Source organism: Aureimonas glaciei, from assembly GCF_014643375.1.
GTDB lineage: Bacteria > Pseudomonadota > Alphaproteobacteria > Rhizobiales > Rhizobiaceae > Plantimonas > Plantimonas glaciei.
In genome coordinates this window covers 72661-95213 of record NZ_BMJJ01000008.1, presented here as the reverse complement: position 1 = coordinate 95213, position 22553 = coordinate 72661, and the positions used below count along the sequence as shown (strand labels likewise).

23 protein-coding genes are annotated in these 22553 nt (G+C 67.7%); 7 read left to right on the top strand and 16 right to left on the bottom strand.

Annotated features, from left to right (window positions below):
- Nucleotides 1-15: 15 nt before the first annotated feature.
- Complete coding sequence (locus IEX88_RS16380) at nt 16-1239, bottom strand: NAD(P)/FAD-dependent oxidoreductase (RefSeq protein ID WP_188852647.1); 1224 nt, start codon at nt 1237-1239, stop codon at nt 16-18.
- Between the two features lie 237 nt (nt 1240-1476).
- Between IEX88_RS16380 and IEX88_RS16375 the strand changes: the two genes are divergently transcribed.
- Complete coding sequence (locus tag IEX88_RS16375) at nt 1477-1821, top strand: RidA family protein (RefSeq protein WP_188852645.1); 345 nt, start codon at nt 1477-1479, stop codon at nt 1819-1821.
- 55 nt (nt 1822-1876) lie between these two features.
- Here IEX88_RS16375 and IEX88_RS16370 read toward each other — a convergent pair whose 3' ends face one another.
- Together IEX88_RS16370 and IEX88_RS16365 are read right to left on the bottom strand one after the other, a co-directional pair.
- A complete protein-coding gene (locus IEX88_RS16370) occupies nt 1877-2671 on the bottom strand; it encodes an SDR family NAD(P)-dependent oxidoreductase (RefSeq protein WP_244640251.1) in 795 nt (264 codons plus the stop codon).
- Nucleotides 2643-3056 (bottom strand): DUF423 domain-containing protein, encoded by a 414-nt coding sequence (locus IEX88_RS16365; protein WP_188852643.1) that lies wholly within the window; start codon nt 3054-3056, stop codon nt 2643-2645. Before IEX88_RS16365 ends, IEX88_RS16370 begins: the two co-directional genes overlap by 29 nt.
- A gap of 151 nt (nt 3057-3207) precedes the next feature.
- Between IEX88_RS16365 and cysQ the strand changes: the two genes are divergently transcribed.
- Nucleotides 3208-4041 (top strand): 3'(2'),5'-bisphosphate nucleotidase CysQ, encoded by an 834-nt coding sequence (cysQ, locus tag IEX88_RS16360; RefSeq protein ID WP_188852641.1) that lies wholly within the window; start codon nt 3208-3210, stop codon nt 4039-4041.
- On the opposite strand, the gene mnhG is transcribed toward cysQ, so the two are convergent.
- The 7 genes from mnhG to IEX88_RS16325 are packed head-to-tail and all read right to left on the bottom strand — an operon-like array spanning nt 3954 to nt 10085.
- Nucleotides 3954-4418, bottom strand: a complete 465-nt coding sequence (gene mnhG / locus IEX88_RS16355) for a monovalent cation/H(+) antiporter subunit G (protein ID WP_188852639.1) — start codon at nt 4416-4418, stop codon at nt 3954-3956. The two genes, cysQ and mnhG, sit on opposite strands and share 88 nt — an antisense overlap.
- Complete coding sequence (locus IEX88_RS16350) at nt 4415-4777, bottom strand: cation:proton antiporter (protein WP_188852637.1); 363 nt, start codon at nt 4775-4777, stop codon at nt 4415-4417. Before IEX88_RS16350 ends, mnhG begins: the two co-directional genes overlap by 4 nt.
- Nucleotides 4774-5247: a Na+/H+ antiporter subunit E gene (locus IEX88_RS16345; protein ID WP_188852635.1), complete on the bottom strand. Its 474-nt coding sequence runs from the start codon at nt 5245-5247 to the stop codon at nt 4774-4776. Before IEX88_RS16345 ends, IEX88_RS16350 begins: the two co-directional genes overlap by 4 nt.
- Nucleotides 5244-6914, bottom strand: coding sequence for a proton-conducting transporter transmembrane domain-containing protein (locus tag IEX88_RS16340; RefSeq protein WP_188852633.1), 1671 nt, complete (start codon nt 6912-6914; stop codon nt 5244-5246). Before IEX88_RS16340 ends, IEX88_RS16345 begins: the two co-directional genes overlap by 4 nt.
- A complete protein-coding gene (locus IEX88_RS16335; RefSeq protein WP_188852631.1) occupies nt 6914-7291 on the bottom strand; it encodes a Na+/H+ antiporter subunit C in 378 nt (125 codons plus the stop codon). The genes IEX88_RS16340 and IEX88_RS16335 overlap by 1 nt, the downstream gene beginning before the upstream one ends.
- Nucleotides 7291-7707 carry a Na+/H+ antiporter subunit B gene (locus IEX88_RS16330; RefSeq protein WP_188852629.1) on the bottom strand — a complete coding sequence of 139 codons (417 nt, stop codon included), beginning with the start codon at nt 7705-7707 and terminating at the stop codon, nt 7291-7293. The genes IEX88_RS16335 and IEX88_RS16330 overlap by 1 nt, the downstream gene beginning before the upstream one ends.
- Nucleotides 7704-10085, bottom strand: coding sequence for a putative monovalent cation/H+ antiporter subunit A (locus IEX88_RS16325; RefSeq protein WP_188852628.1), 2382 nt, complete (start codon nt 10083-10085; stop codon nt 7704-7706). Before IEX88_RS16325 ends, IEX88_RS16330 begins: the two co-directional genes overlap by 4 nt.
- Before the next feature lie 374 nt (nt 10086-10459).
- On the opposite strand from IEX88_RS16325, the gene IEX88_RS16320 reads away from it, so the two are divergent.
- Nucleotides 10460-12511 (top strand): S9 family peptidase, encoded by a 2052-nt coding sequence (locus IEX88_RS16320; protein WP_244640281.1) that lies wholly within the window; start codon nt 10460-10462, stop codon nt 12509-12511.
- A 237-nt stretch (nt 12512-12748) separates the two neighbouring features.
- Here IEX88_RS16320 and IEX88_RS16315 read toward each other — a convergent pair whose 3' ends face one another.
- The 4 genes from IEX88_RS16315 to IEX88_RS16300 all read right to left on the bottom strand — a co-directional run bounded on the left by IEX88_RS16315 (nt 12749) and on the right by IEX88_RS16300 (nt 16118).
- On the bottom strand, nt 12749-13663 hold the full coding sequence (locus IEX88_RS16315) for a c-type cytochrome (protein ID WP_188852624.1): 915 nt from the start codon (nt 13661-13663) through the stop codon (nt 12749-12751).
- A gap of 87 nt (nt 13664-13750) precedes the next feature.
- Nucleotides 13751-14212, bottom strand: coding sequence for a c-type cytochrome (locus tag IEX88_RS16310; RefSeq protein WP_188852622.1), 462 nt, complete (start codon nt 14210-14212; stop codon nt 13751-13753).
- Between the two features lie 264 nt (nt 14213-14476).
- Nucleotides 14477-15079 (bottom strand): superoxide dismutase, encoded by a 603-nt coding sequence (locus IEX88_RS16305; RefSeq protein ID WP_188852620.1) that lies wholly within the window; start codon nt 15077-15079, stop codon nt 14477-14479.
- Between the two features lie 163 nt (nt 15080-15242).
- Nucleotides 15243-16118 carry a branched-chain amino acid aminotransferase gene (locus IEX88_RS16300; RefSeq protein ID WP_188852618.1) on the bottom strand — a complete coding sequence of 292 codons (876 nt, stop codon included), beginning with the start codon at nt 16116-16118 and terminating at the stop codon, nt 15243-15245.
- Between the two features lie 189 nt (nt 16119-16307).
- Here IEX88_RS16300 and IEX88_RS16295 point away from each other — a divergent pair, with 189 nt between their 5' ends.
- Nucleotides 16308-16970 carry a haloacid dehalogenase type II gene (locus IEX88_RS16295; RefSeq protein ID WP_244640249.1) on the top strand — a complete coding sequence of 221 codons (663 nt, stop codon included), beginning with the start codon at nt 16308-16310 and terminating at the stop codon, nt 16968-16970.
- Nucleotides 16971-17180: 210 nt separating this feature from the next.
- Nucleotides 17181-17891, top strand: a complete 711-nt coding sequence (locus tag IEX88_RS16290; protein ID WP_188852614.1) for a L,D-transpeptidase — start codon at nt 17181-17183, stop codon at nt 17889-17891.
- A gap of 42 nt (nt 17892-17933) precedes the next feature.
- Here the strand turns inward: IEX88_RS16290 and IEX88_RS16285 are convergent, their stop codons facing one another.
- Nucleotides 17934-18170, bottom strand: coding sequence for an NINE protein (locus IEX88_RS16285; RefSeq protein ID WP_188852612.1), 237 nt, complete (start codon nt 18168-18170; stop codon nt 17934-17936).
- 91 nt (nt 18171-18261) lie between these two features.
- A complete protein-coding gene (locus IEX88_RS16280; RefSeq protein ID WP_188852610.1) occupies nt 18262-19953 on the bottom strand; it encodes a helicase HerA-like domain-containing protein in 1692 nt (563 codons plus the stop codon).
- 179 nt (nt 19954-20132) lie between these two features.
- Here IEX88_RS16280 and IEX88_RS16275 point away from each other — a divergent pair, with 179 nt between their 5' ends.
- Together IEX88_RS16275 and IEX88_RS16270 are read left to right on the top strand one after the other, a co-directional pair.
- A complete protein-coding gene (locus IEX88_RS16275) occupies nt 20133-20507 on the top strand; it encodes a hypothetical protein (protein WP_188852608.1) in 375 nt (124 codons plus the stop codon).
- A 215-nt stretch (nt 20508-20722) separates the two neighbouring features.
- Entirely contained in the window at nt 20723-22405 is a 1683-nt protein-coding gene (locus IEX88_RS16270; RefSeq protein ID WP_188852605.1) for a sensor histidine kinase, read from the top strand.
- The last annotated feature ends 148 nt before the right edge of the window (nt 22406-22553 follow it).

Genomic DNA, 22553 nt, shown 5'->3' with positions numbered 1-22553 from the left:
TCTGAGGTTTCGGCGCTAGGCTTTTGCCAGGGCGGCGGTATGGGCGCGCAGATCGAAGTCGCCCTTTTCGATTTCGGCGCGCGACAGCCGCAGCTCGCCGGACAGCAGACGGCGACCCGCCATGTGGTCGCCGGGACGGTTGACCGTTTCGATCCCCAGCAGCCTGTCGCCTTGAAAACAGTAGGTGATCAACCGGTCTTCCCCGGGCAGGCGGACCGCATGCACATGATCGGCGGCGCTGGTGATGCCCGCGATCTGTAGCTTGTAGGGACCCTGGTCGCTCCAGAACCAGGGCACGCTGTCGTAAGGGGTAGAGCCACCCAGGATCCGCGCGGCCACGCATTTGGCCTGGTCCACCGCGTTTTGTACGGACTCCAGCCGGATCGGGCCATCGGCGTGCCGGCTCTGGAAGACGGCGCAGTCGCCGATCGCGAAGATGCGCGGGTCGTCCGTAGTCATGAACGTATCGACCCGCACGCCGCCGGCCGTCACCAGCCCCGCTGCGCCGGCCAGATCGTCATTGGGTAGAACGCCGGCCGCCATCAGGACGAGGTCGGCGGGATATTCCTCGGTTTGCGTGGCGACGCCCGTCACCCGGCTCTCGCCCAGAATCGCGCCGACCTTCGCGCCGAAGGCGATGGTGGTACCCATGGCGCGATGGGCGTCGAGAAAGAACGCCGAGGTCGCCGGCGAGACGACCCGCCCCATCAGCCGGTCGGCCGCTTCCAGCACCGTCACCTCGATGCCCTTCGCCCGGGCGGATGCGGCGACTTCAAGGCCGATGAAGCCGCCGCCGACGACGACCATGCGCCGCGCCGTCTGCAGGGCCTCACGCAGCGTCTCGGCATCCTCGGCACTGCGCAGGAGATGAACGCCCTCCAGCGCGGCGCCGGGAATCGGCAGCACCCGGTTGCGCGCGCCCGTCGCCAACACGAGATGATCAAAAGCGAGGTGTTCGCCGGAAGCGAGGGCGACCGTGCCGGCGGGGCGGTCGATGGCGGTCACCGTCTCGCCGAGCCGCAGATCGATCGCCTGTGCCGCGTAGAAGCTCTCCGGACGCAGTTCCAGCCGGTCGAAGCCCATCGCCTCCTTCAGATAGGCTTTCGACAGCGGCGGCCGCTGATAGGGAACGCGGTTCTCGCCGGCGACGAGGACGATGGCCTCGGCATAACCGCCCTGCCGCAGGCTCGCCGCCACTTGAAATCCGGCCTGGCCGCCCCCGACGATCACAACACCCATGTCCCGCTCCCTGTCCTCGTCCGGCCCACCGCGCCTGACACGCCGCGGCGACGGCGACGGTGTCGCGGCCATGCCTTCCCGGCCTGGACAGCGCATGGATTAGCTGCAACGGCGCGACGATGCCAGCCGGCTCGGCGCGCCTCGATCGTCCGGGCCACGCGGCCCCGGGCGGATTGGCGCTTCAAGCCGGGACGAAGCCCTGCTAGGCAGGCGCCATCCGCAACAAGGAGAGAGACCATGACCATCCGCCGCATCGAGCCGGGAACGCGCATGTCCGCCGCCGTTGTCCATGGCGACACCGTCTACCTCGCCGGCCAGGTCGGCACCGCCGGCGACGACGTCACCGCGCAGACCATGACGGCACTTGCCGAGGTCGACCGGCTTCTGGCGCTCGCCGGCACCGACAAGTCAAAAATCCTCAACGCCACCATCTGGCTCGCCGACATCGCCGACTTCGGCAAGATGAACGCCGTCTGGGATGCCTGGGTCGACCCCGCCAATCCCCCGGCCCGCGCCACCGGCGAATCGAAGCTCGCGACGCCCGACTATCTCGTCGAGGTCATCGTCATCGCGGCAGTCTGACCATCCGGCCCCGGGACCGCCCAAACGGCTTCGGGGCCGTGGCAGTCAGGCCGCCTCACCCCATGAACTGGCCGCCATTCACCTCGATCACCTGCCCGGTGATGTAGCCCGACAGGCCGTTGGCGGCGAGGAAGAGGTAGGCTGGGGCGCAGTCCTCGGGCGTGCCGAGCCGCTTCAGCGGAATCGCCTCCGCCGTCGCCTTCAGCTTTTCCGCCGAGGAATAGCGCTGGTGGAAGTCCGTGGCGATTGTGCCGGGCGAGACGGCGTTGACGCGGATGCCGTCGGGCGCGAGCTCGCGCGCCAGCGCCCGGCTCCAGGTCGAGACGAAGGCTTTCGCGCCGGAATAAAGCGACGAACCGGCGCTGCCGCCCGTGCGCGCCGAGATCGACACGGTGTTGACGATCGAGGCCCCCTCGGCCGCCCTCAGCGCCGGCAGAAGCGCGGCCGTCAGGGCGACGGTCGAGCGGATGTTGAGATCCAGCACGGTATCGTAGGCGCTGGGCGTGTCGGCGGCGGGAATGCGCCCGCCCATGGTGCCGGCATTGTTGACGAGCACGTCGACCACGGCGCCGCTCTCCAGGACGGCAGCGGCCAGCCTCTCCCCGCTTCCCGGCTCGGCGAGATCGGCGGAAAGGACCGTCAGGCGCGCCAGTGCGTCCGCCGAGAGGCCTGGAGTCAGGTCACGGTCGACGAACGCGTCGCTGCGGCCGGCATGGGCGACGACCGTCGCGCCGCAGCCGAGAAAGGCGCGGGCCACCGCCGCGCCGATGCCCCGTCCGGCGCCGGTGACGATGACGCGGCGGCCGGCGAACAGGTTCTCGTCAAATCCCATGAATTCCCTCTCTGGCATGCAGCTTCTCATGCCGTCGCCGGCGCAGGACGGCGAGGCCGGCGCCGATCGCCACCAGCAGCCATCCCCCGATCAGGATCATGCCGCCGGCCGGCGCGGCGTTGGCGAAGAGCCGGTCGCCGAGAAAGGTTCGGGCCGCCAGATCGCCGGAAAACAAGAGCGTGCCGACAACCATCAGCAGCGCGGCCGGCATAGCGAGCCGCAGATTCTCCGCCGGCACTGCGGCCAGCGCGATCAGGCACGGCGCATGCACCAGCGCGATCGCCGCGGCGATGGCGATCAGCCTGTTGTCGCCGCCATGCGCCGCCAGCGCCGCACCGCCAACGCCTAAGGCGCCAAGAAGCCCTGCCGCCATCAGGACCGCGGGCCGAAAATCACCTGCCATGCGCGCACCAGCCTTTCGCCAGTTCGTCGTCGACCAGGGCCTGCCCGGGTCAGATCTTTCGCCCGCGAGGGCAACACGACCGGTCGCGTCGGCGCAAGCCCTTTACCTCCAAGCGTCGATTTGCCACCACTGGAACAGAGGAGCCCATTGTATGTCCCGCCCGACCGACGCCCCGACCATCGAAACCGACAGGCTGATGACGCGCCTGATCGCCGTGGCGAAGGAGGCTGGCGAGATCGTCCTGGCGGGATTCGGCGCCGACTGCGCGCAGGAGACCAAGGCCGACGCCTCGCCCGTCACCGAATACGACCGGGCCGCCGAGATCCTCATCGGCCGGCATCTCGCCGCCGAGTTTCCGGCCATCGCGATGGTGGGCGAGGAGGAAATCTCGTCGGGACACGTGCCCCCCGATCTCGGCCGGCGCTTCTTTCTGGTCGATCCGCTCGACGGCACGAAGGAGTTCGTCGCCGGCGTTCCCGATTTCACCGTCAATATCGCGCTGATCGAGGATGGGCATCCGGCCTGCGGCGTGGTCCTCGCGCCCGCTCATGGCGAACTCTTCGTCGGATCGCCGGCGGGGGCCTTCAAGAGCCGGCGGCTTCGCGACGGCACCTGGACGGAGTTCCGGCCGATCCGGGCGCGCGTCCGACCCGCAGAGCTCATCGCGCTGGTCAGCCGCTCCCACCGCACGTCGGCGACCGACCGGTTTCTCGAGAAGTTCGCGCTCGACGCCGTCATCCCCATGGGGTCGTCGCTGAAATACTGCCGGATCGCGGAAGGGGTGGCGGATGTCTATGCCGGTCTCGGCCGCACCATGGAGTGGGACATCGCGGCCGCGCACGCCGTGCTGAAGGCGGCCGGCGGCGACATCCGCCGGCTGGACGGGACGTCGCTGACCTACGGCAGGCGCGGCTCGGACGACGAGGCGGACTTCGCCAATCCCTGCTTCGTCGCCTCGGGCCGGGAAATCGCCAGCGTCTCCTGATCGCCGCGGTCGCGGTCGTCGGCAGAACCCGGGCGACGCAGGCGGGCTCCGAGCGGCATTTCGTCCAGCACCGAGCCCTTCCACAGGGGATAGCCCGCGGCATAGGCGGCCTTGGCCAGGAGATGCGCCGAGATCGGCGTCGTCAAAAGGAAGAACAGGATCGCGGCGATGGCGCGAAGGGCCTCGGCCGTCTCGTTGGCGACGAGGGCGAGCGCCAGCAGCATAAGACCGACGCCCACCGACCCGGCCTTCGATGCCGCGTGCATGCGGGTGAAGAGATCGGGCAGGCGCAGGATGCCGACGCCGGCAATCGCCGCGAAGGCGGCACCGGCCAGCACCAGAACGCCGGCGAGGATCGTCAGGAGGTCGCCGATCATGGGGTCGCCTCGCTCTCTGCCGTGCCGTCCCGCAGGCGCCCCGTCGGCTCTTCCGCATCGCGAGGATGCGCCCGCGCCTGCGCCGTGATGAAGCGGGCGAACGCCACGGTGGCGAGGAAGCCGACGAGGCCGAGGGCGATGGCGATGTCGACATAGAGCGTGAAGCCGCTGTCGATCCCGACGACGGCGATGACCCCGGCCGCGAGACTGGTCAGGAGGTCGAGCCCGAGCACCCGGTCCGGCAGGCTCGGCCCGAGGATGATGCGGATCGTCGTCAGCACCAGGGCGAGCGCCAGCAGCGCCAGCGACAGGTCGGTGGCAAACGACAGGAAGGACTGGGCGAAGCCGTGCAGCGTCATCGGAAGGCCTCCTGGATCCGGCGCTCGAACCCTTCCGCGATATCGCGCTTGAGACCGTCGGCATCGGAGCATTCCAGCGCGTGGACATACAGCGTCGACCGGTCCTCGGAGACGTCGACCGAGAGCGTTCCGGGCGTCAGCGTGATCATGTTGGCCAGCAGGGTGATTTCCAGATCGTTCCGGGCGGTCAGGGGATAGGCGAAGATGCCGGGCTTCAGGTCGAGCTTCGGCGCCAGCACGAGCGTGGCCACCCGCCAGGCCGAGAGCACCAGCTCGCGCAGGAAGAACAGCGTCAGCGACGCCACATGGCGGCTGCCGCGGGCGTAGCCGGCCGTGCCGATCTGGTCGCGCGTCAGATAGAGCGCAAAGGCCCCGAGAATGAAGCCGAAGACCAGGTTGACGATGGTGAAGGAGCCGGTGACGACGGCCCAGATCACGGCGAGGACGACATTGATCAGATAGAGCGTCACGGCAGGGCTCCGAAGACCGATCGGACGAAAGCGGCGGAATCGAGCACCGAGGCGGCCGCCGCCCGCGTGGAGGCCGCGAGTGGCTCGGGGTAGAGGCCGGCGGCCACGGCGACGAAGGCCAGGACGACCAGCGGCAGGCCGGCGTAGAAGCGGCCGGGCCGCGGCCGGTCGTCCGCGACGGCGCTGTCAGGACCGACCCCGGCCGGCAAGGGTCGCCAGAAGGCCAAAGCGAAGACGCGCGCAGCGGCGATGGTGAGCATCAGGCCGGAGACCAGGATCACCGCCGCCAGCCATCCCATGCCCCCCGCCAGGGTCGCCCTGACGAGGCCGAGTTTTGGCCAGAAGCCGGAAAACGGCGGCAGGCCCGAGGCGGCCAGCAGCAGCACGAGGACGAGCACGGAAAAGCCGGGAGACCGGCGCCACAAACCGCCCATAGCATGCAGCGAATCCGATCCGGTGCGTCGGACCATCACGCCCGCCGCCAGATACAGCGCCGTCATCACCACGATGGAATGGAGGGCATAGAAGATCGCGCTCGACAAGCCGGTCTCCTGCGCCAGCGTCAGGGCTGACGTGACCGGCGCCGCGGCCACGGCCATGGCTGCAGCGGTGTCCACCGCGGTCGAGACGAGAGGCGGGGAGACCAGCGGTGGCAGCGACAATCCCGCGAGGATCGTGCCGATGCCGGCGATGACGAAATAGTTCAAAAGCCGCCGTATGTCGCTCTGCGCCAGCGCGCCGAAGGCGCCGACGAGCATAGTCGCAGCGGCGATCCAGGCGATCACGGGCGCCAGGCTCGCCTGTTCCGGCGGAAACAGCATGAACAGGATGCGGATCAGCGCATAGACGCCGACCTTGGTGAGAAGGCCCGCAAACAGCGCCGACACGACGAAGCGGGGCGTGTGGTAGGAGGACGGCAGCCAGGCGTTCAGCGGGAAGGCCGCGGCCTTCATGCACAGTGCCGTCAGATAGAGCACGGCGATGGAGACGACCACGCCGTCGACCGGCCGCGCCGCCGCCTTGACCGCGATGTCGGCCATGTTGAGCGTGCCGAAGACGCCATAGAGAAAACCGGTCGCGATGAGGAAGAGCGTCGTCCCGACGAGGTTCAGAAAACAGTATTTCGTCGCCCCGTCGAGCTGCTCGTGCTCGGAGCCGAGGATCATCAGGCCGAACGAACCGATCAGCAGCACCTCGAACCAGACATAGAGATTGAACACGTCGCCGGTCAGGAAGGCGCCGGAGACGCCCGCCATCATCAGGAACAGGAACGGGAAGAAGCCGAAGCGCCGCTGCGTGCCGGGAACCGAGACGACGGCATAGATGCCGCAGGCGAGCGCCACGAGACCGGCGGTCGCCAGGAACAGCGCGCCCATGAGGTCGACGGTGAAGGCGATGCCGAAGGGCGGCTTCCAGGCGCCCATCATCATCGTCCGCGGCCCCCCGTCCGCCACCTGCCAGAGCACGGCGGCATCGATGGCGAAGATAAGGCCGAGGCCGAGAAGGGCGATGGGCGGATGCAGGTGGGTGCGCTTGCGCAGGCACAGGAGCACCGCGCCGAACAGCATCGACAGCACCACCGGCAGGACGAGGAGATAGTCCGCCGGCAGGACCGGCGGCACCATGGCGACCGCCTTGAGGGCGGCGAGATCGGGCGAGACGGCCATCAGTAACCGAGGGGCGGCAGCCCCTCCCCCTCGGGTTCGGCGACGCGCATGCGGTCGGTGTCGTCGGTGCCGAGGTCCTGATAGGCACGGAAGGCCAGAACCAGGAGGAAGGCGAAGAAGGAGAAGGAAATCACGATCGCCGTCAGGATCAGCGCCTGCGGCAGCGGATTGGCCGTGACGCCATCGGGAACCGTCAGCCCGCCCGGGATGATCGGCGGCACGATCGTCGACACGCGCCCGGCGGTGAAGATCGACAGGTTCACCGCATTGCCGAGCAGGACGATGCCGAGCAGCATTCGGATGATGTGCGTCGACAGGAGCAGATAGACCGCGACGGCGAACATTACGGCGACGAGGAAGGCGAGAACGGTTTCCATCAGGCGTCCTCGCTTTCGGCCAGCGTCAGCGCGATCGAGGAGACCGCGCCGAGGACGACGAGATAGACGCCGATGTCGAAGAACAGGGGCGTCGAGATTGCAAAGCCGTCGAGCATGGCGGGAAACGACCACAGGCCCGACAGGAAAGGCATTCCTGCCACGAACGAGGCGCAGCCGGCGAGCACGGCCATGATCAGGCCGACCGCGGCCAGCGTCATCGGATCGAAATAGAGCGCCCGCCGCACCGAGGCGACGCCGCCGGCCAGGCCGTAGATGGCGATCGCCGAGGCCGCGACCAGCCCGCCGATGAAGCCCCCGCCCGGCTCGTTGTGCCCGCGCAGGAGGACGAAGACCGAGAACAGCAGCATGAGGCTGGTGAGGTAAGGCGCCGTGAAGCGGAAGATGACGGAGTTCATGGCGTCGCCTCCGTCGGATCGGCGGCCGTGACCCGCCGCTTGCTGACGCGGATGCGGATCAGCGCCAGGATGGCGAGGCCCGTGGTCATTACGACGGCGATCTCGCCCAGCGTATCGATGCCGCGGAAGTCGACGATGATGACGTTGACGATGTTGCGGCCATGCGCGATCGCATAGCTGTAGCGGGTGAAGAAGTCCGACATCACGGGATCGAACGGCACCTGCGTGATCCTCAGGAGCAGCAGGCCGATGCCGATGCCGGCGACGGCAGCGATCGCCGCGTCGTGAAGCGTCTCGCGCAGCGGCCGGCGGTCCTCGACCCAGAGCTTCAGGCGGGTCATAACCAGCGCCAGGATCACCACCGACAGCGTCTCGATCATGAACTGGGTGAAGGAAAGATCCGGTGCGCCCAGAAGGATGAACAGCAGCGCCACAGCAAAGCCCTGGATGCCGAGGGAGACGATCGCCGTCAGCCGGCTGCGCGCGACCACGACCGAGACCAGGCCGACGACGAGGAGCGCCGACACCGCCCATTCCGACACCGTCAGCTGCGGCATCGCCGGCACCGAGGGCCACGCGCCGGTCACCGCCATCGGCACCAGCAGGGCGGCCGCGATAACGACGAAGGCCGTGGTCATGTAGCGGTCGAGCCGGCCGGACTGGAGTTTCGCCGTCACGGCGAAGGAGAGCTTCAGGAGCCCCCGCATCGCCTGGTCAAAGCCTCGGTCCGGCCCCCAGCCGATCCGCACCAGCGCGCCATCCACCGCGGACCGGATCGGGCCCGCGGCGAGGTAGAGCCCGGCGCCGATCGCGAGCGTCAGCATCGACAGCGCGAAGGCTAGGCCAAGATGCGGCACGGCCGAGATCGTGATCGCCACCGGCGTGCCGATGACGGCCGACGCCATCGGGCTCGTCAGCCACTCATGCGTCGTGCCGGAAACGAGCGCGGCGAAAAGACCGGCGAGACCAAGCACCAGGGGCCCGATCCAGATCAGCACCGGCCCCTCGTGCGGATGGTCGAGCGCCGCCGGCTTCTCCCCGACGAAGGGTTTCAGCGCCACGAGAAACGCGGCGGCGAACATCAGGGCATTGCCGGCGATCGCCGTCAGCGTCAGGACGATGCCGCGCCAGTCGGCGGACGCCGTCGCTTCGTAGATCACTTCCTTGGCGAGAAAGCCGAAGAACGGCAAAACGCCGCCCATGGAGAGCGCGGCCAGGAGGGCCGCCGCGAAGGTGATCGGCATCGCCCGGCGAAGCCCGCCGAGCTTGAGGAGATCGCGGCTACCCGCGCCATGGTCGACGCTGCCGGCGACCATAAACAAGGCGCCCTTGAACAAAGCGTGGGCGACGAGATAGAGCACCGCCGCCTCGAGCGCCAAGGCGCTGCCGACGCCGATCAGCATCACCAGAAGGCCGAGCGAGGCAACCGTCGTATAGGCGAGGATCAGCTTCAGGTCAGTCTGGCGCAAAGCGAGCAGCGCGCCGCCGACGAGGGTCACGCCGCCGAACAGCGGCAGGATCGTCTCCCACAGAAGCGTCTCGCCGAGCGCCGGGTTGAGGCGCATCAGGAGATAGACGCCGGCCTTCACCATGGTGGCGGAGTGCAGATAGGCCGAGACCGGCGTCGGCGCCTCCATCGCGTTGGGGAGCCAGACGTGGAACGGCATCTGCGCCGACTTCGTGAAGGCGCCGCCGAGAACGAGCAGGAGGATCGGCAGGTAGAAGGCACTGTCGCGCAGCGCGTCGCCGGAAGCGAGAACCTCCGTCATCGACGTCAGGCCGAGGATCTCGCGGATGAGGACGAGCCCGGCCATCAGCGCGAGGCCGCCGCCGCCGGTGATCACCAGTGCCTGGATCGCCCCTCGCCGCGCCCGCTCGCGCTCGTGATCGAAGCCGATCAGCAGGAAGGAGGTAATCGAGGTCAGCTCCCAGTAGACGATGAGCGTCATCAGGTCGTCGGACAGGACGAGCCCCAGCATCGCCGCCATGAACAACAGGATGAAGGTGAAGAACCGCCCGAGATCGCGGTGTCCGGTGAGGTAACCGCCTGAGTAGAGGACGATCAGCGTGCCGATACCGGTGATCAGCAGGCCGAATACCAGCGACAGCCCGTCGAGGCGAAAGGAGAAACGCATGCCGTAGGAGGGGATCCAGTCGAAGCCGGACAGGAGCACCGCGCCCTGCCGCACCGCATCCGCCTCGCCGCAGAGGATCAGGAAGGCGGCAGCGGGGAAGAGGGCGAGGATCCAGGCGGCGCGGCTGCCGAGGAGGCGCGCGAGCGGCGCGGCCAGCAGCGCTCCGGCAAGCGGCAGACCGAGAAGCAGGAGGGTGAGCAGACCGGACAGGGAGGCGTCGGGGGATGGCAGGCTGGCTGTCATTCGTTCCGGCTGTCCTTCTGGCACCTTCATCGGGAGGATACGCCGTCACGGCGCCGCATCCGGTGTGATCCATCCGTCTTAAGCAAGCCTGCCGTCCCTCGCAACCCGAGGGCCGCCCATTTGGCGCACGCTGCGGCGGGACGCCGCGAAATCGGCGCCAGCGCGGAGTCCGCGACCGGCGCGCCCAAGGCCGCCGGGTTGCCTCTCCGTGAACAAAGCCTGTACAGTCGGGCCGGGACGATCAGACCAGAGGCCCGCGTGCCTCGCAGACGGAAATGACATTCTTGACCGACACGACCGCCGACACGACCGCCGACAGGCCGACGCCCCCCGCAGCCCGTGACGCCGCGACCGCCCCGCGCGCCGAAAGGCGGATCGAGCGGTTCGAGACGCACGGCCGCGAGCGGCAGGACGACTATGGCTGGCTGCGCGCCGGCAACTGGCAGGAGGTGTTCCGCGACACGGCGGTGCTCGATCCCGCGATCCGCGCCCATCTGGAGGCCGAGAACGCCTATCACGACGCGATCATGGCACCGCTGGCGCCGCTGCGCGAAGCGCTGATCGCCGAGATGCGCGGCCGTATCAAGGAGGACGATTCCTCCGTGCCGGCGCCGGACGGCCCCTTCGCCTACGGCATGTCCTACGAGACCGGTGCCGAATATCCCCGCTTCGTCCGTCGCCCGCGCAATGGCGACGACGCCAGCGAGACGGTGATCCTCGACGGCCAGAAGGAAGCGGCAGCGCGCAGCTACTTCTCGCTCGGCGGCGTCGCCCATTCTCCGGACCATGCCTGGCTCGCCTGGTCGCATGACGACAAGGGGTCGGAGTTCTACGCCATCTCCGTGCGCGACCTCGCCACCGGCGAGGACATCGGCGAGAGGATCGAGAACACCAGTGGCAGCGCCGTCTGGGCGGGGCGCTCCAAGGGCTTCTTCTACACCCGCCTCGACGGCAATCATCGCCCGAGCCGCGTCTACTACCACCGCCTCGGCACCGATCCGGCCGACGACGCGCTGATCTACGAGGAGACCGATACCGGCTTCTTCATGGGCGTCGGCAAGACCCAGTCGGGCGAGTTCGTCGTTATCCACATCCACGATCACGAGACTTCGGAGGCCTGGCTCATTCCGGCCTCGAACCCGGCGGCGGAGCCGCGGCTTCTGGCCGAGCGCGAAACCGGCGTCGAGTACGACGTCGACGAGGCCGAGGGCACGCTGTATATCCTGACCAATGCGGGTGGGGCGCGCGACTTCAAGATCGTCACGGCCCCGACCGATTCGTCGCGGTCGAGCGAATGGACGGACTACGTTCCGCACGAGGACGGCCGGCTGATCCTCGGCCACATGGTGCTGAAGGCGCATCTCGTCTGGCTGGAACGCCGCGACGGCCTGCCGCGCATCGTCGTCAAGCGCCTGTCGGACGGGGCGGAGCATGTCGTCGCTTTCGACGAGGAGGCCTATTCGCTCGGCCTTTCCGGCACCTACGAGTTCGACACCACGCTGATCCGCTTCACCTATTCCTCGCTGACGACGCCGACGCAGACCTTCGACTACGATGTCGAGACACGCGAGCGCACGCTCCTGAAGACGCAGGAAGTCCCCTCCGGCCACAACCCGGAGGACTATGTCACCCGCCGCATCTTCGCGCGGGCGGCCGATGGCGAAATGGTGCCGGTGTCGCTGCTCTACCGCCGGGACACGCCCCTCGACGGCACGGCGCCGCTGATGCTCTACGGCTACGGCGCCTATGGCATCGCCATTCCCGCCGCCTTCAACACCAATTGCCTGAGCCTCGTCGACCGCGGCTTCATCTGGGCCATCGCGCACATCCGCGGCGGCAAGGACAAGGGGTTCGCCTGGTACGAGGCCGGGCGGCGCGAGTACAAGGAAAACACCTTTTCCGACTTCATCGCCGTCGCCGACCACCTCGTCGCCGAACGCTACACGCGCTACGACAGGATCGTGGCGCAGGGCGGCTCGGCCGGCGGCATGCTGATGGGCGCCGTCGCCAACATCGCCCCGGAAAAGTTCGGCGCGGTGATCGCCGTCGTCCCCTTCGTCGACGTTCTCGCCACCATGCTCGACGACACCCTGCCGCTGACGCCGCCGGAATGGCCCGAATGGGGCAACCCCCTCGCCTCGCCCGCCGACTACGACCGCATCGCCGGCTACAGCCCCTACGACAATGTCGAGGCAAAGGCCTATCCGCCGATGCTGGTGCTCGCCGGCCTCACCGATCCGCGCGTCACCTATTGGGAGCCGGCGAAGTGGGTGGCGAAGCTGCGCGCGGTGAAGACCGACGCCAACCCGGTCCTCCTCCACACCAACATGGACGCCGGCCACGGCGGCGCCTCCGGCCGCTTCAACCGCCTCGACGAGGTCGCAACGATCTACGCCTTCTCGCTGATGGTGACGGAGAAGGCTTAGGGGCGCAGATTGCTCGACAGGCAGCACGAGACGCCGCGGTTCCGGGGCGGCTCTCCCCTCGCGTCGTCATCCCGGGCTTGACCCGGGACCCATGCCGAGACGGTGTCGCTGCCAAACCGGTTCAGGTGTCGGTCCTCCGCCCTCGATGTCGTCCGGCGATTTGGAATGGATTCCGGATCAAGTCCGGGATGACAAATCTGGACGACCGTCGGCACCACGCTCCGGGTACGAATACCCCTACAGCGCCGGCACCGCCTTCAGATAGGCCGCGATCGCCGCGCGGTCCGCGGCCGGCAGTTTCGCGAGGTTCTTCTGCACCTCGACCATGGCACCGCCGACCGAGTCGAAGTCGGGCGTAAAACCGCTCTCGAAATAATAGGCGATGTCCTCTTGCGACCAGGCGCCGATCCCGTCGTCGGACGGCGTGATGTTCGGTACCTTGCCCTCGCCCTCCGGGTTCGGCCCGCCGGCCAGCCACTTTGCCTTGTCGAGCCCACCAGCGCCGCCGTAGAGCCGGGGCGTGTGGCATTCGCCGCAATGGCCGGGGCCCTCGGCGAGATACTGACCGCGTTTCACCTGGTCGGACGCGTCGGCCGGCAGAGCCACGACTGGCGCCGGATCGAGGAAGGCGCGCTGCCAGAGGCCGACGCCGCGGCGGATGTTGAAGGGAAAGGACAGGTCGTTGTCCGGCGCGGCGCCCGGGACCGGCGGCAGCGTCTTCAGGTAGGCGAAGAGGTCGGCGATGTCCTCCTTCGTCATGCGGGCATAGGAGGTGTAGGGAAAGGCGGGATAGAGCGGCGCGCCTTCGTCGTCGATGCCGCGCTGCATGGCATTGGCGAAATCGGCAAGGCTCCAGCCGCCGATGCCGTCCGCCCTATCGGGCGAGATGTTCGGGGCGTGGAAGGTGCCGAACGCCGTCACCAGCGGCGCGCCGCCGCCGAGGCGCAATTGGGCATCGCCCTCGGATTTGGCCGGCGCATGGCAGGAAACGCAGCCGCCGGCCCAGAACAGAGTTTCCCCGCGCTTGGCATCGCCGCTGCCCTCGGCGGCGATCTCGTCCGCGGCCAGGGGCTGCGGCATGGTGAGGCCATAGAAGGCGCCGGCGCCCACCACGGCCAGCGCCGCGACGCCCAGAACAATCCGCTTCACCATCATGGCCTCATCAACATTTCGGCGCTCGCCGCGACCGGATGGCCGCTGTCGCCGGCGGGCCCGGCGATGGGCGCCCCGGTGCCAGGCTTATTTGTCGACGCGGAATTCCTCGTGGCAGCCCTTGCAGTTCTGCGCGACGCCGCCGAAGGCGGTCTTGAAGGTTTCGAGGCTGTCCGGATTGGTGGCGGCCGCCGTGTCGATGTCGCCCTCGAACTTGACGAGCTTGGCCTTGAATTCCTCGGGCTTGGCCCAGATCGCCGGGGCCGCCTCGGTCTCGCCGCCGGTCTTGCTGTCCTCCGGAAAGGACTTGCCGAAGATCTCGGCATTGGCGGCCATCACGGTGAACACCTCGGCGGCCTTGGCCGCGTCGAAGGCGGCCTCGCCCTTCAGCATCTGCCCGGCGGACTTCGCGGCGCCGCCGATCTTTTTCATCGCCTCCTGGCGCTGCTTGATCACGTCGACATTCTGCGCGCCGGCCGGGAGGACGGAGACCGCGCCGACCGAACATCCGATGAGCGCGGCGACAAGGGAGAGACGACGAAGGTTCATGGGACTTCTCCATAGGACCGTCCACGGCGCGGACGTCTGACCCGCAGCATGGATGCCATGTTTGACCGCGTGCGCAAGCGATCCGGAGCCTCACTTTGGAGTGATAATAAGCTGGCCGACCCGACATCCGCACCGGGTGCGCGCGGCGGCCGGGCATCGCCGTTTGCGCCCCGCGATCGCTTCGGCCGCCGCAGACGCAGAAGGCCCCGGCGCAGGGCGCCGGAGCCTTCCAAATTGGCTCGAAAGCTCGTAGTCGCCGAAGGCTCAGGCCTTGGAGCCTTCGTAGAGCTCCAGGACATGGTCCCAGTTGATCAGGCTGTCGACGAAGGCCTCGAGGTATTTCGGCCGGGCATTGCGGTAGTCGATGTAATAGGAATGCTCCCACACGTCGACGCCGAGGATCGGCTTGGCGCCGTGCACCAGCGGGTTCTCGCCGTTCGGCGTCTTCATGATCGACAGCTTGCCGTCCTTGACCGCAACCCAGGCCCAGCCCGAGCCGAACTGGCCCTTGCCGGCTTCGATGAAGTCGGTGCGGAACTTGTCATAGCCACCGAGGTCGCTGTCGAAGGCGGTCTGCAGCGCGCCGGGCAGGCTCTTGCCGCCGCCGCCCTTCTTCATCCACTTCCAGAAATGGATGTGGTTGTAGTGCTGGGCCGCATTGTTGAAGAGCGGCTGGTTCTTGCCATAGGACTGCATCACCACCTCTTCGACCGAGGCGTCGCCCATGCCGGCTTCGGCGGCGAGCTTGTTGCCCATCTCGACATAGGCGTTGTGGTGCTTGTCGTGATGGTATTCGAGCGTCTCCTTCGACATGAAGGGAGCGAGCGCCTCGTAATCGTAGGGCAGTTCGGGAAGCGTGAAAGCCATGCGGTGTCTCCTTCTCAGATGATGCGGATCTCGTGGGCCGCGTGCGCCCGCCGTCCGGCGTTGCCGGGCCCACTGGAAGCACGCGTTGTTAGCTAGGGTCTAGACCGGCAAAAGCCATGCGGCGAGGCCGGTCGGGTGCAAAGATTTCCGTGCCTGTTGTCTCTCATGACGCCGCTGTCAGCGTGCCGCGTGCGAAAGTCCAGTAGAGTTCGCGCGCGCGTTCGGCCACCGGCCCCGGCTGTAGCGACCGCCCCTCGATGCCGATCACCGGCACCACCTTGGAATGGTTGCCGGTCGAGAAAATCTCGTCGGCCCCGAGGAAATCCTCGACCGTCAGCGTGCACTCCTCGACGATCGCGCCGTCGGCGCGCAGGAGCGCGATGATCCGCTGCCGGGTAATGCCGGCGAGAAACGTGCCGTTCGGCACCGGCGTCTTCACGATGCCGTCGCGGGTGATGAAGACGTTGGAGGTCGCCGTCTCCGCGACATTGCCGGTCATGTCGCGGATGAGGGCGTTGTCGAAGCCGCGCGCCTTCGCCTCGAGGATCGCCCGCCCGCTGTTGGGATAGAGGCAGCCGGCCTTGGCGGCGGTCGGCGCGGTCTCCGGCGTCGGGCGGCGGAAGGGCGAGATGCCGAGGGTGAAGCCCGAGGACGGGATCATCGGCGATTCGTAGAGGCTGAGGGCAAACCGGGTCGAGACGGCATCGGCCGGCACGCCCATGTAGCCGCCGTCCTCGGCCCAGTACATCGGCCGGATGTAGACGGCGGTCTTCCCGTCGAATTTCGCCAGGCCTTCCTGCGTCAGGCGAATGATCTCGTCCACCGCGACGGTCGCCTGGAGGCCGAGCGCCAGCGCCGAGCGGTTCACGCGCGCGGCGTGGCGATCGAGGTCGGGCGACATGCCCTCGAACCAGCGCGCGCCGTCGAAGACGGTGCTGCCGAGCCACATCGCATGGCTGCGCGGACCGATGAGGCCGGGATTGCCCTCCAGCCATTCGCCATCGACGAAGGTGAAGGTCGGGCTGAGCTGCTGTGCCATGCTTGATCCTATCCTCGGTCGAGGTTCCCGGGCCGCGACGGCGCTCCTTGGCCAGAGCGTCGGACCCTTCCGGCAGGAACGACCGATGGATGCCGTCATGACATGCGGCCATCGCCGGGAAAAGCCCTTCCTCTCGCCCATGTTTCAACTATGACAGGGCGGCGCGTGGGCACTTTGGAGGAATTCGCTGTGCATTCGGTCTATGTTTTCGACGCCTACGGCACCTTGTTCGATACCGGCGCGGCGGTCGCCCGCCATGCCGCTGATCTCGGCGAAGAAGGACGCCGTCTCGCCGAGATCTGGCGGCGCAAGCAGCTGGAATTCTCCTGGATCCGGACGCTGATGGGCGACAGTTCCCGTGATTTCTGGACCCTGACCGAAGACGCGCTCGACCATGCCCTGGCCAAGATTCCGACGATCGACCCGTCGATCCGCGGCCGCCTGCTCGAAGCCTATCGCGACCTCGACTGTTTCGAGGAGGTGCCGCAGACCTTGCGCATCCTGAAGGAAGGCGGCGCGCGACTGGCGATCCTGTCGAACGGCTCGCGCCGGATGCTCGACCGCGCCATCCGCTCCGCCGGGATCGACCATCTCTTGGATGCCGTGCTCTCGGCGGAAGATGTCGGCCGCTACAAGACCGCGCCGGAAATCTACGATCTCGTCACCACCACCTTCCGGCTCTACCCCGATGCCGTCTCGTTCCAGTCGTCCAATCGCTGGGACATTGCCGGGGCGACGCGCTTCGGCTTCAACACGGTATGGATCAACCGCGGCAACGAGCCCGACGAATATCTGGATCTGCAGCCGAATGCCGTCCTGCCCGATCTTCGCGGCCTGGCCGGCATGCTCTGACGCCGGCGGAGGCCTGGCGACTTCGCGCTTTGCTCTTCGGGAATCGGGGTGCCGGCGGGCGTGAGCGTTGCCGCACTGCAACAGCTGGGCAACAACAGCCCGTGACCGGCGCAACCATCCGGCCTGCCGCCATGTTCGCTCCCTAAGCGACACAATCGATCCCCCGATCGCCCAGCCGCTCAGCTGCAAAATTTCCGGAACAGGCATATCATGAACGATCAGACCCCCGCTCGCGGCTTGACGCGACGCCATATCCTCATGGGCCTCGGGCTCCTGGCCACGACGGCCATGGCCGGCTGCACCGGTGCGGGGTCGCGCGCGCGCATCCTCGAAGGGCGGGTCGGTTCCGGCACGGGTTCCGTCGACCCGTCCTATCTCAGCATGTACGGCCCGATCGAGGACGGCGGCTATCTCATTCCGGGAATCGACTTCAAGCTCGTCGACCCGATGTTCTTCCGCCAGGAAGTCGCCAACATGACCGGCGAGGCCCCGGGCACCATGGTCATCGATACCGCCAACCGCTTCGCCTATTTCACCCAGCCCGATGGCCGCGCCATGCGCTACGGCGTCGGCATCGGACGCGACGGGTTTTCCTGGAGCGGCCGCGCCGTGGTGCGCTACAAGCGCAAATGGCCGACCTGGACGCCGCCTTCGGAAATGATTGCCCGCCAGCCCGAGCTGGAAGTCTATCGCACCGGCATGGAGCCCGGGTTGAAGAACCCGCTGGGCGCCCGCGCGCTCTACCTCTTCCAGAACGGCGAGGACACGCTGTACCGCCTGCACGGCACGCCGGAATACTGGACGATCGGCAAGGCGGTTTCATCGGGCTGCGTGCGCTTCATGAACCACGACATCATCGATCTTTACAACCGCGTGCCCGACGGCACGCCGGTGGTCGTCATTCAGAGCGGCATGGTCTGACGGACCGTCTGGCCGGCGCCAAGAGCGCCGGCCTTTTCCGGCTCAGCCGCGCATGACGGAGCGCTCGCGCTCCATTCTGTCGATCCGGCTTTCCAGCGCGCCCTCACGCAGCATCGAGGGAATCAGGAACAGGTCGATCAGCTGGCCGATGCCGAGCAGGCCGAAGGTCAGGAGCCACAACAGCCCGGTCCACGGCCGGCCGAGATAGAAACGGTGCAGTCCGAACAGGCCGGCAAAGCACAAGAGCCAGAGGATGAAGGCGGCCGGGGCGGAGCGCATAGGGCGAGAGTCCACAGTGTTGGTCATGTCCCGCATATAGGATCGCCCGGCGCGGTTTTTCAGACCTTGGCCGGATTTCCGCGCGGGTCGCCTACCGCCCTCTCTTCAGGCTGCCGAGCACGCCGCGCAGAATGGCGCTGGTCACGGTCGAGGCGACCGTGCGGCCGACTTGTTTCATCACCGTTTCCGTCAGAGTCTGTCGCTGGTAGCCGGAAGATTGGCGCCGTGGCGCGGAGCGGCGACGGGGCGCCTCCTCTTCCGCTCTCTCCTCGACCTCCTGCGCGTCGTCGCGGCCGTCGCCGCCGAGGCCGAAATCGGGCAGCTGGAATCCGGTGCGCGTGCGTTGGACCGGCGCCTCGGCCTCGGCTTCCTCGGCACGGCGACGGGCGCCCTCGGCGCGGCGTTCGGACTCGGCGCTGCGCGTTCTCGCCTTCTCCGCCGCCTCGAGCCGCCGCTGCTCCTCCTCCCGGCGCAGTTCCGCCTCGGCCCGGCCGACCAGCATCTCATAGGCCGATTCCGGATCGATGGTTTCGTCGTAGAGACCGGCGACGGGGCTTCTCGCCATGATGCCGGCGCGCTCCTCGTCGGTGATCGGGCCGAGGCGGCCGGCCGGCGGGCGGATCAGCGTGCGTTCGACGATCGAGGGAACGCCGCCCTTGCCGAGCGTGGAGACGAGCGCCTCGCCGACGCCGAGCTGCGTGATCGCTTCGTAGACGTCGAAAGCGGGATTGGCGCGAAAGGTCTCGGCCGCCGTCTTCACCGCCTTCTGCTCGCGCGGCGTATAGGCGCGCAGGGCATGCTGCACGCGGTTGCCGAGCTGGGCGAGGACGCTGTCCGTCATGTCGAGCGGGTTCTGCGTGACGAAGTAGACGCCGACTCCCTTGGAGCGGATCAGCTTGACCACCTGCTCGATCCGGTCGGTGAGGATTTTTGGCGCGCCGTCGAACAGGAGATGCGCCTCGTCGAAGAAGAAGACGAGTTTCGGCTTTTCCGGATCGCCGATCTCCGGCAGCTCCTCGAACAGCTCCGACAAGAGCCAGAGCAGGAAGGTGGCGTAGAGCCGTGGATTCATCATCAGCCTGTCGGCGGCCAGCACGTTGACATAGCCGCGGCCGTCGCGGTCGGTGCGCATCAGGTCGGTGATCTTCAGCGCCGGCTCGCCGAAGAAATCCTGCGCGCCCTGCTGCTCCAGAACCAGGAGCGAGCGTTGGATGGCGCCGACCGACTGCTTGGCGACATTGCCGTAGAGCCGGGAGATCTCCTCGGCATTCTCCGCGACGTGACCCAGCATCGCCTGGAGGTCTTTCAGGTCGAGAAGCAGCAGCCCCTCCTCGTCGGCGATCTTGAAGGCGATGTTGAGCACGCCCTCCTGCGCCTCCGTCAGGTTCATCAACCGGGCCAGCAGCAGCGGCCCCATCTCGGCGACGGTCGCCCGGATGCGGTGGCCCTTCTCGCCAAAAATGTCCCAGAACATCACGGGATAGGCGTCGTTGTAATAGGGGTCGAGGCCGATCACCCGCGCGCGCTCGGTGAGAAAATCCTTCTCTTCCCCGCGCATGGCGATACCCGAGAGATCGCCCTTGATGTCGGCGCAGAACACCGGCACGCCGGCCTCGGAAAAGCCTTCCGCCAGGATCTGCAGCGTCACCGTCTTGCCGGTGCCGGTGGCCCCCGTCACCAGGCCGTGACGGTTGGCGAGCTTCAGATGCAGATACTCGCCCTGCGCGGCCAGATCGCCGCCCGTGTGGCTGGCGCCGAGGAATATCTTGCCTTCTTCGAGCATCGTTCTCTCCCATGCCTTGCTTCTGCTAATAAGCAGAGCCGGCCAAGCGAAACAATCGGGCGCCGCCGCCCATCCACCGGCCGGGCCGTGGTTTGCGATTGCCTCGGCACGGCGGCTTTGCCATGGTCGCCAGAGATTCGGGCGCGCGTCGCCGCCAACAAACGAAGGAATTGCCAGAGATGCAGGACGTCCTCAACCGTATCGCCGCCGAAACCGGCCTGACGCCGGAGAAGGCGATGGAGGCCGTCGGCCACATCCTGAACTACATGAAGAACGAGGCGACCGACCCGGCGGTCGAGACGATGATCGCCGAGACTCCCGGTGCCGAAGCCGCCATGGCCTCGGCCGGCGGCGGCGGCATGATGGGCAGCGTGATGGGCGCCTTCGGCGGCGGCATCATGGCGCTGGGTGCCAAGCTGATGGGCATGGGCCTCGACATGGGCCAGATCCGCATGATCGCGACCGAACTCGTCACCTATGCCAAGGCCAATGCCGGCGCCGAGACGGTCGACCGCGTCATCGCGACGACACCGGGCCTGTCGCAGTTCGCCTGATCGGGTGAGGCCGGCCGGCGGCGTGGAGCCGCGGCTGCCCGACGATCGCACCAGGCGGGAGCCGCGCCGCGATCGGCGCATTCCCGTGGTCCTCCGGCGGAAGGGCTTTGCCCCGGCGCCGGAGCGGATCTATAAGCAATGATGCTTCTTTCTCCTGCATCGCGTGACATGCACCGGGCTCATCCTGGCCCGGGAACGACAGGTCGATCCCAAAAATGACGACCGAGCCGACCACGACGCGGCCGCGACAGGGCCGCATGCGGAACCTGCGCCTCGGGCGGCTGCTGCGACGCCCGCCGCTGCTCGTGCATCTGGCCGCCTTCGCGCTGACCGTGCTGATCCCGGCGCTCCTGTTCAGCGCCTTCCTGATCCTGCAATTCTCCGAGCAGCAGAAGGAGATCGCCGCGTCCCGCGTTGCCGACACGGCCGAAATCATTTCCGATGCGATCGACCGGGAGGTCTACGGCCTCGTCACGGCTGCCAAGGTGCTGGCCTCCTCCTCGCTCATCGACGATGCCAACCTGCCGGAATTTCACCGACGCACCGTCGCCGCGCTCGGCTCGGCGAACACGGACGCCCTTTTGATCGACCCGGCGCTGCACGTCGTCCTCGACACACGCATGCCGGTCGCGGCGGCGCTCCCCGGCTCCGTCGACACCACCGCCGCGGAGGCGGTCTTCCGGTCGCGGCTGCCGGTCATCTCCGACGTCCTGTTCTCCCGGCAATCGAACGAACTCGTCTTCCATGTCGCCGTCCCTGTCCTGCGGGGCGACAAGGTCGTCTACGTCCTCGCCATCATCAAGAAGGCCCGGGACCTCAGCACCGTCCTCACCGATCGGAAGCTGCCCGCGGCATGGACCGCGATCATCCAGGACCGGTCCAACCGCAAGGTCATTGCCGCCCGCGCCAGCAACGGGCAGATGCGCGAAAGCGAGACGGAATCGCATAATCCCTCGATCGCCGAACTGCTGGGCAAGGACATGACCGGCGACCTGATCGAAGCCTCCTATGCCTCGATCCTGACCGGCTGGCGGACGACGGTCGCGGTTCCCGACCGGGTCATCGGCCAGCCGATCATGCGCTCCTGGCTGCTCCTGGTCGGGATCGGCGTCCTGCTCCTGGCTTTCAGTGCCGGGCTTGCCGTCTTCGTCGGCCGCCGGATCGCCACGCCCATCCTTCGCCTCGCCGACCAGGCCAAGGCGATCGGCAAGGGCGGACCGGCGCTGCCGATCCACACCAATATCGAGGAGATCGGCGAGGTCTCGAAGGTCCTCGCTTCGGCATCGCGCGAGCGCCGGGAGGCCGAGGAGCAGAACCAGTTCCTGATGCGCGAGATGAGCCACCGCGCCAAGAACCAGTATGCGCTCGTCGCCGCGATCGCGCGGAGGGCCGCCAAGGAAAGCGCCAGCACGAACGAGTTTCTCGAAACCCTGTCCGAGGCGCTGAACTCGCTGGCCCGCTCGGCCGATCTCCTCGCCGGCAAGGGCTGGGAAAGCGCCTCGCTGGACGATCTCGTGACCAGCCAGCTGAAGGCCTTCGGTGCCGGCAACAGCGAGCAGATCGAGATGCACGGCCCCGTCGTCAACCTCAGCTCGGCCGCCGCCCAGACGCTGGGCCTCGCGCTGCACGAGCTGGCCACCAATGCCGCCAAATACGGCGCCCTCTCCGTCGAGGGCGGCTATATCAGGATCGACTGGTCGCTCGGAGAGAATTTCGTCCTGAACTGGAGCGAGCATGGCGGACCGCCGGTGGTCGAGCCGAAGCGGTCGGGCTTCGGCACGCTGGTGACGCAGAAGATGACGGCCCGCGGCCTCGGCGGCGAGGTCGCCATGACCTATGCGCCGACCGGCGTGGTGTGGAAACTGACGGCCCCCTGCGAGTCTGTCCTGCCGCACTAATAGGCGTTGGATGGCAGAAGCCGTCAAAGGATCCGGCAGATTTCGACCCGTTGCGGACACTCCATCAGCCCTGCGTTGGTTCTGGAAGCGGACATACCCACCTGATGGATCTGCAACGTCAAGAGACCCCGCAGGAAGGTGAGAATGT

Bases quoted from the DNA above. Each gene is read 5' to 3' on its own strand.
- IEX88_RS16300 (WP_188852618.1), bottom strand. From the start codon at position 16,118: ATGGCACAGCAGCTCAGCCCGACCTTCACCTTCGTCGATGGCGAATGG.
- IEX88_RS16290 (WP_188852614.1), top strand. From the start codon at position 17,181: ATGAACGATCAGACCCCCGCTCGCGGCTTGACGCGACGCCATATCCTC.
- IEX88_RS16335 (WP_188852631.1), bottom strand. From the start codon at position 7,291: ATGGAAACCGTTCTCGCCTTCCTCGTCGCCGTAATGTTCGCCGTCGCG.
- IEX88_RS16350 (WP_188852637.1), bottom strand. From the start codon at position 4,777: ATGACGCTGCACGGCTTCGCCCAGTCCTTCCTGTCGTTTGCCACCGAC.
- IEX88_RS16375 (WP_188852645.1), top strand. From the start codon at position 1,477: ATGACCATCCGCCGCATCGAGCCGGGAACGCGCATGTCCGCCGCCGTT.
- IEX88_RS16275 (WP_188852608.1), top strand. From the start codon at position 20,133: ATGCAGGACGTCCTCAACCGTATCGCCGCCGAAACCGGCCTGACGCCG.
- IEX88_RS16380 (WP_188852647.1), bottom strand. From the start codon at position 1,239: ATGGGTGTTGTGATCGTCGGGGGCGGCCAGGCCGGATTTCAAGTGGCG.
- IEX88_RS16280 (WP_188852610.1), bottom strand. From the start codon at position 19,953: ATGCTCGAAGAAGGCAAGATATTCCTCGGCGCCAGCCACACGGGCGGC.
- cysQ (WP_188852641.1), top strand. From the start codon at position 3,208: ATGTCCCGCCCGACCGACGCCCCGACCATCGAAACCGACAGGCTGATG.
- IEX88_RS16305 (WP_188852620.1), bottom strand. From the start codon at position 15,079: ATGGCTTTCACGCTTCCCGAACTGCCCTACGATTACGAGGCGCTCGCT.
- IEX88_RS16325 (WP_188852628.1), bottom strand. From the start codon at position 10,085: ATGACAGCCAGCCTGCCATCCCCCGACGCCTCCCTGTCCGGTCTGCTC.
- IEX88_RS16365 (WP_188852643.1), bottom strand. From the start codon at position 3,056: ATGGCAGGTGATTTTCGGCCCGCGGTCCTGATGGCGGCAGGGCTTCTT.
- IEX88_RS16340 (WP_188852633.1), bottom strand. From the start codon at position 6,914: ATGGCCGTCTCGCCCGATCTCGCCGCCCTCAAGGCGGTCGCCATGGTG.
- mnhG (WP_188852639.1), bottom strand. From the start codon at position 4,418: ATGATCGGCGACCTCCTGACGATCCTCGCCGGCGTTCTGGTGCTGGCC.
- IEX88_RS16285 (WP_188852612.1), bottom strand. From the start codon at position 18,170: ATGCGCTCCGCCCCGGCCGCCTTCATCCTCTGGCTCTTGTGCTTTGCC.
- IEX88_RS16370 (WP_244640251.1), bottom strand. From the start codon at position 2,671: ATGCCAGAGAGGGAATTCATGGGATTTGACGAGAACCTGTTCGCCGGC.
- IEX88_RS16330 (WP_188852629.1), bottom strand. From the start codon at position 7,707: ATGAACTCCGTCATCTTCCGCTTCACGGCGCCTTACCTCACCAGCCTC.
- IEX88_RS16315 (WP_188852624.1), bottom strand. From the start codon at position 13,663: ATGGTGAAGCGGATTGTTCTGGGCGTCGCGGCGCTGGCCGTGGTGGGC.
- IEX88_RS16270 (WP_188852605.1), top strand. From the start codon at position 20,723: ATGACGACCGAGCCGACCACGACGCGGCCGCGACAGGGCCGCATGCGG.
- IEX88_RS16310 (WP_188852622.1), bottom strand. From the start codon at position 14,212: ATGAACCTTCGTCGTCTCTCCCTTGTCGCCGCGCTCATCGGATGTTCG.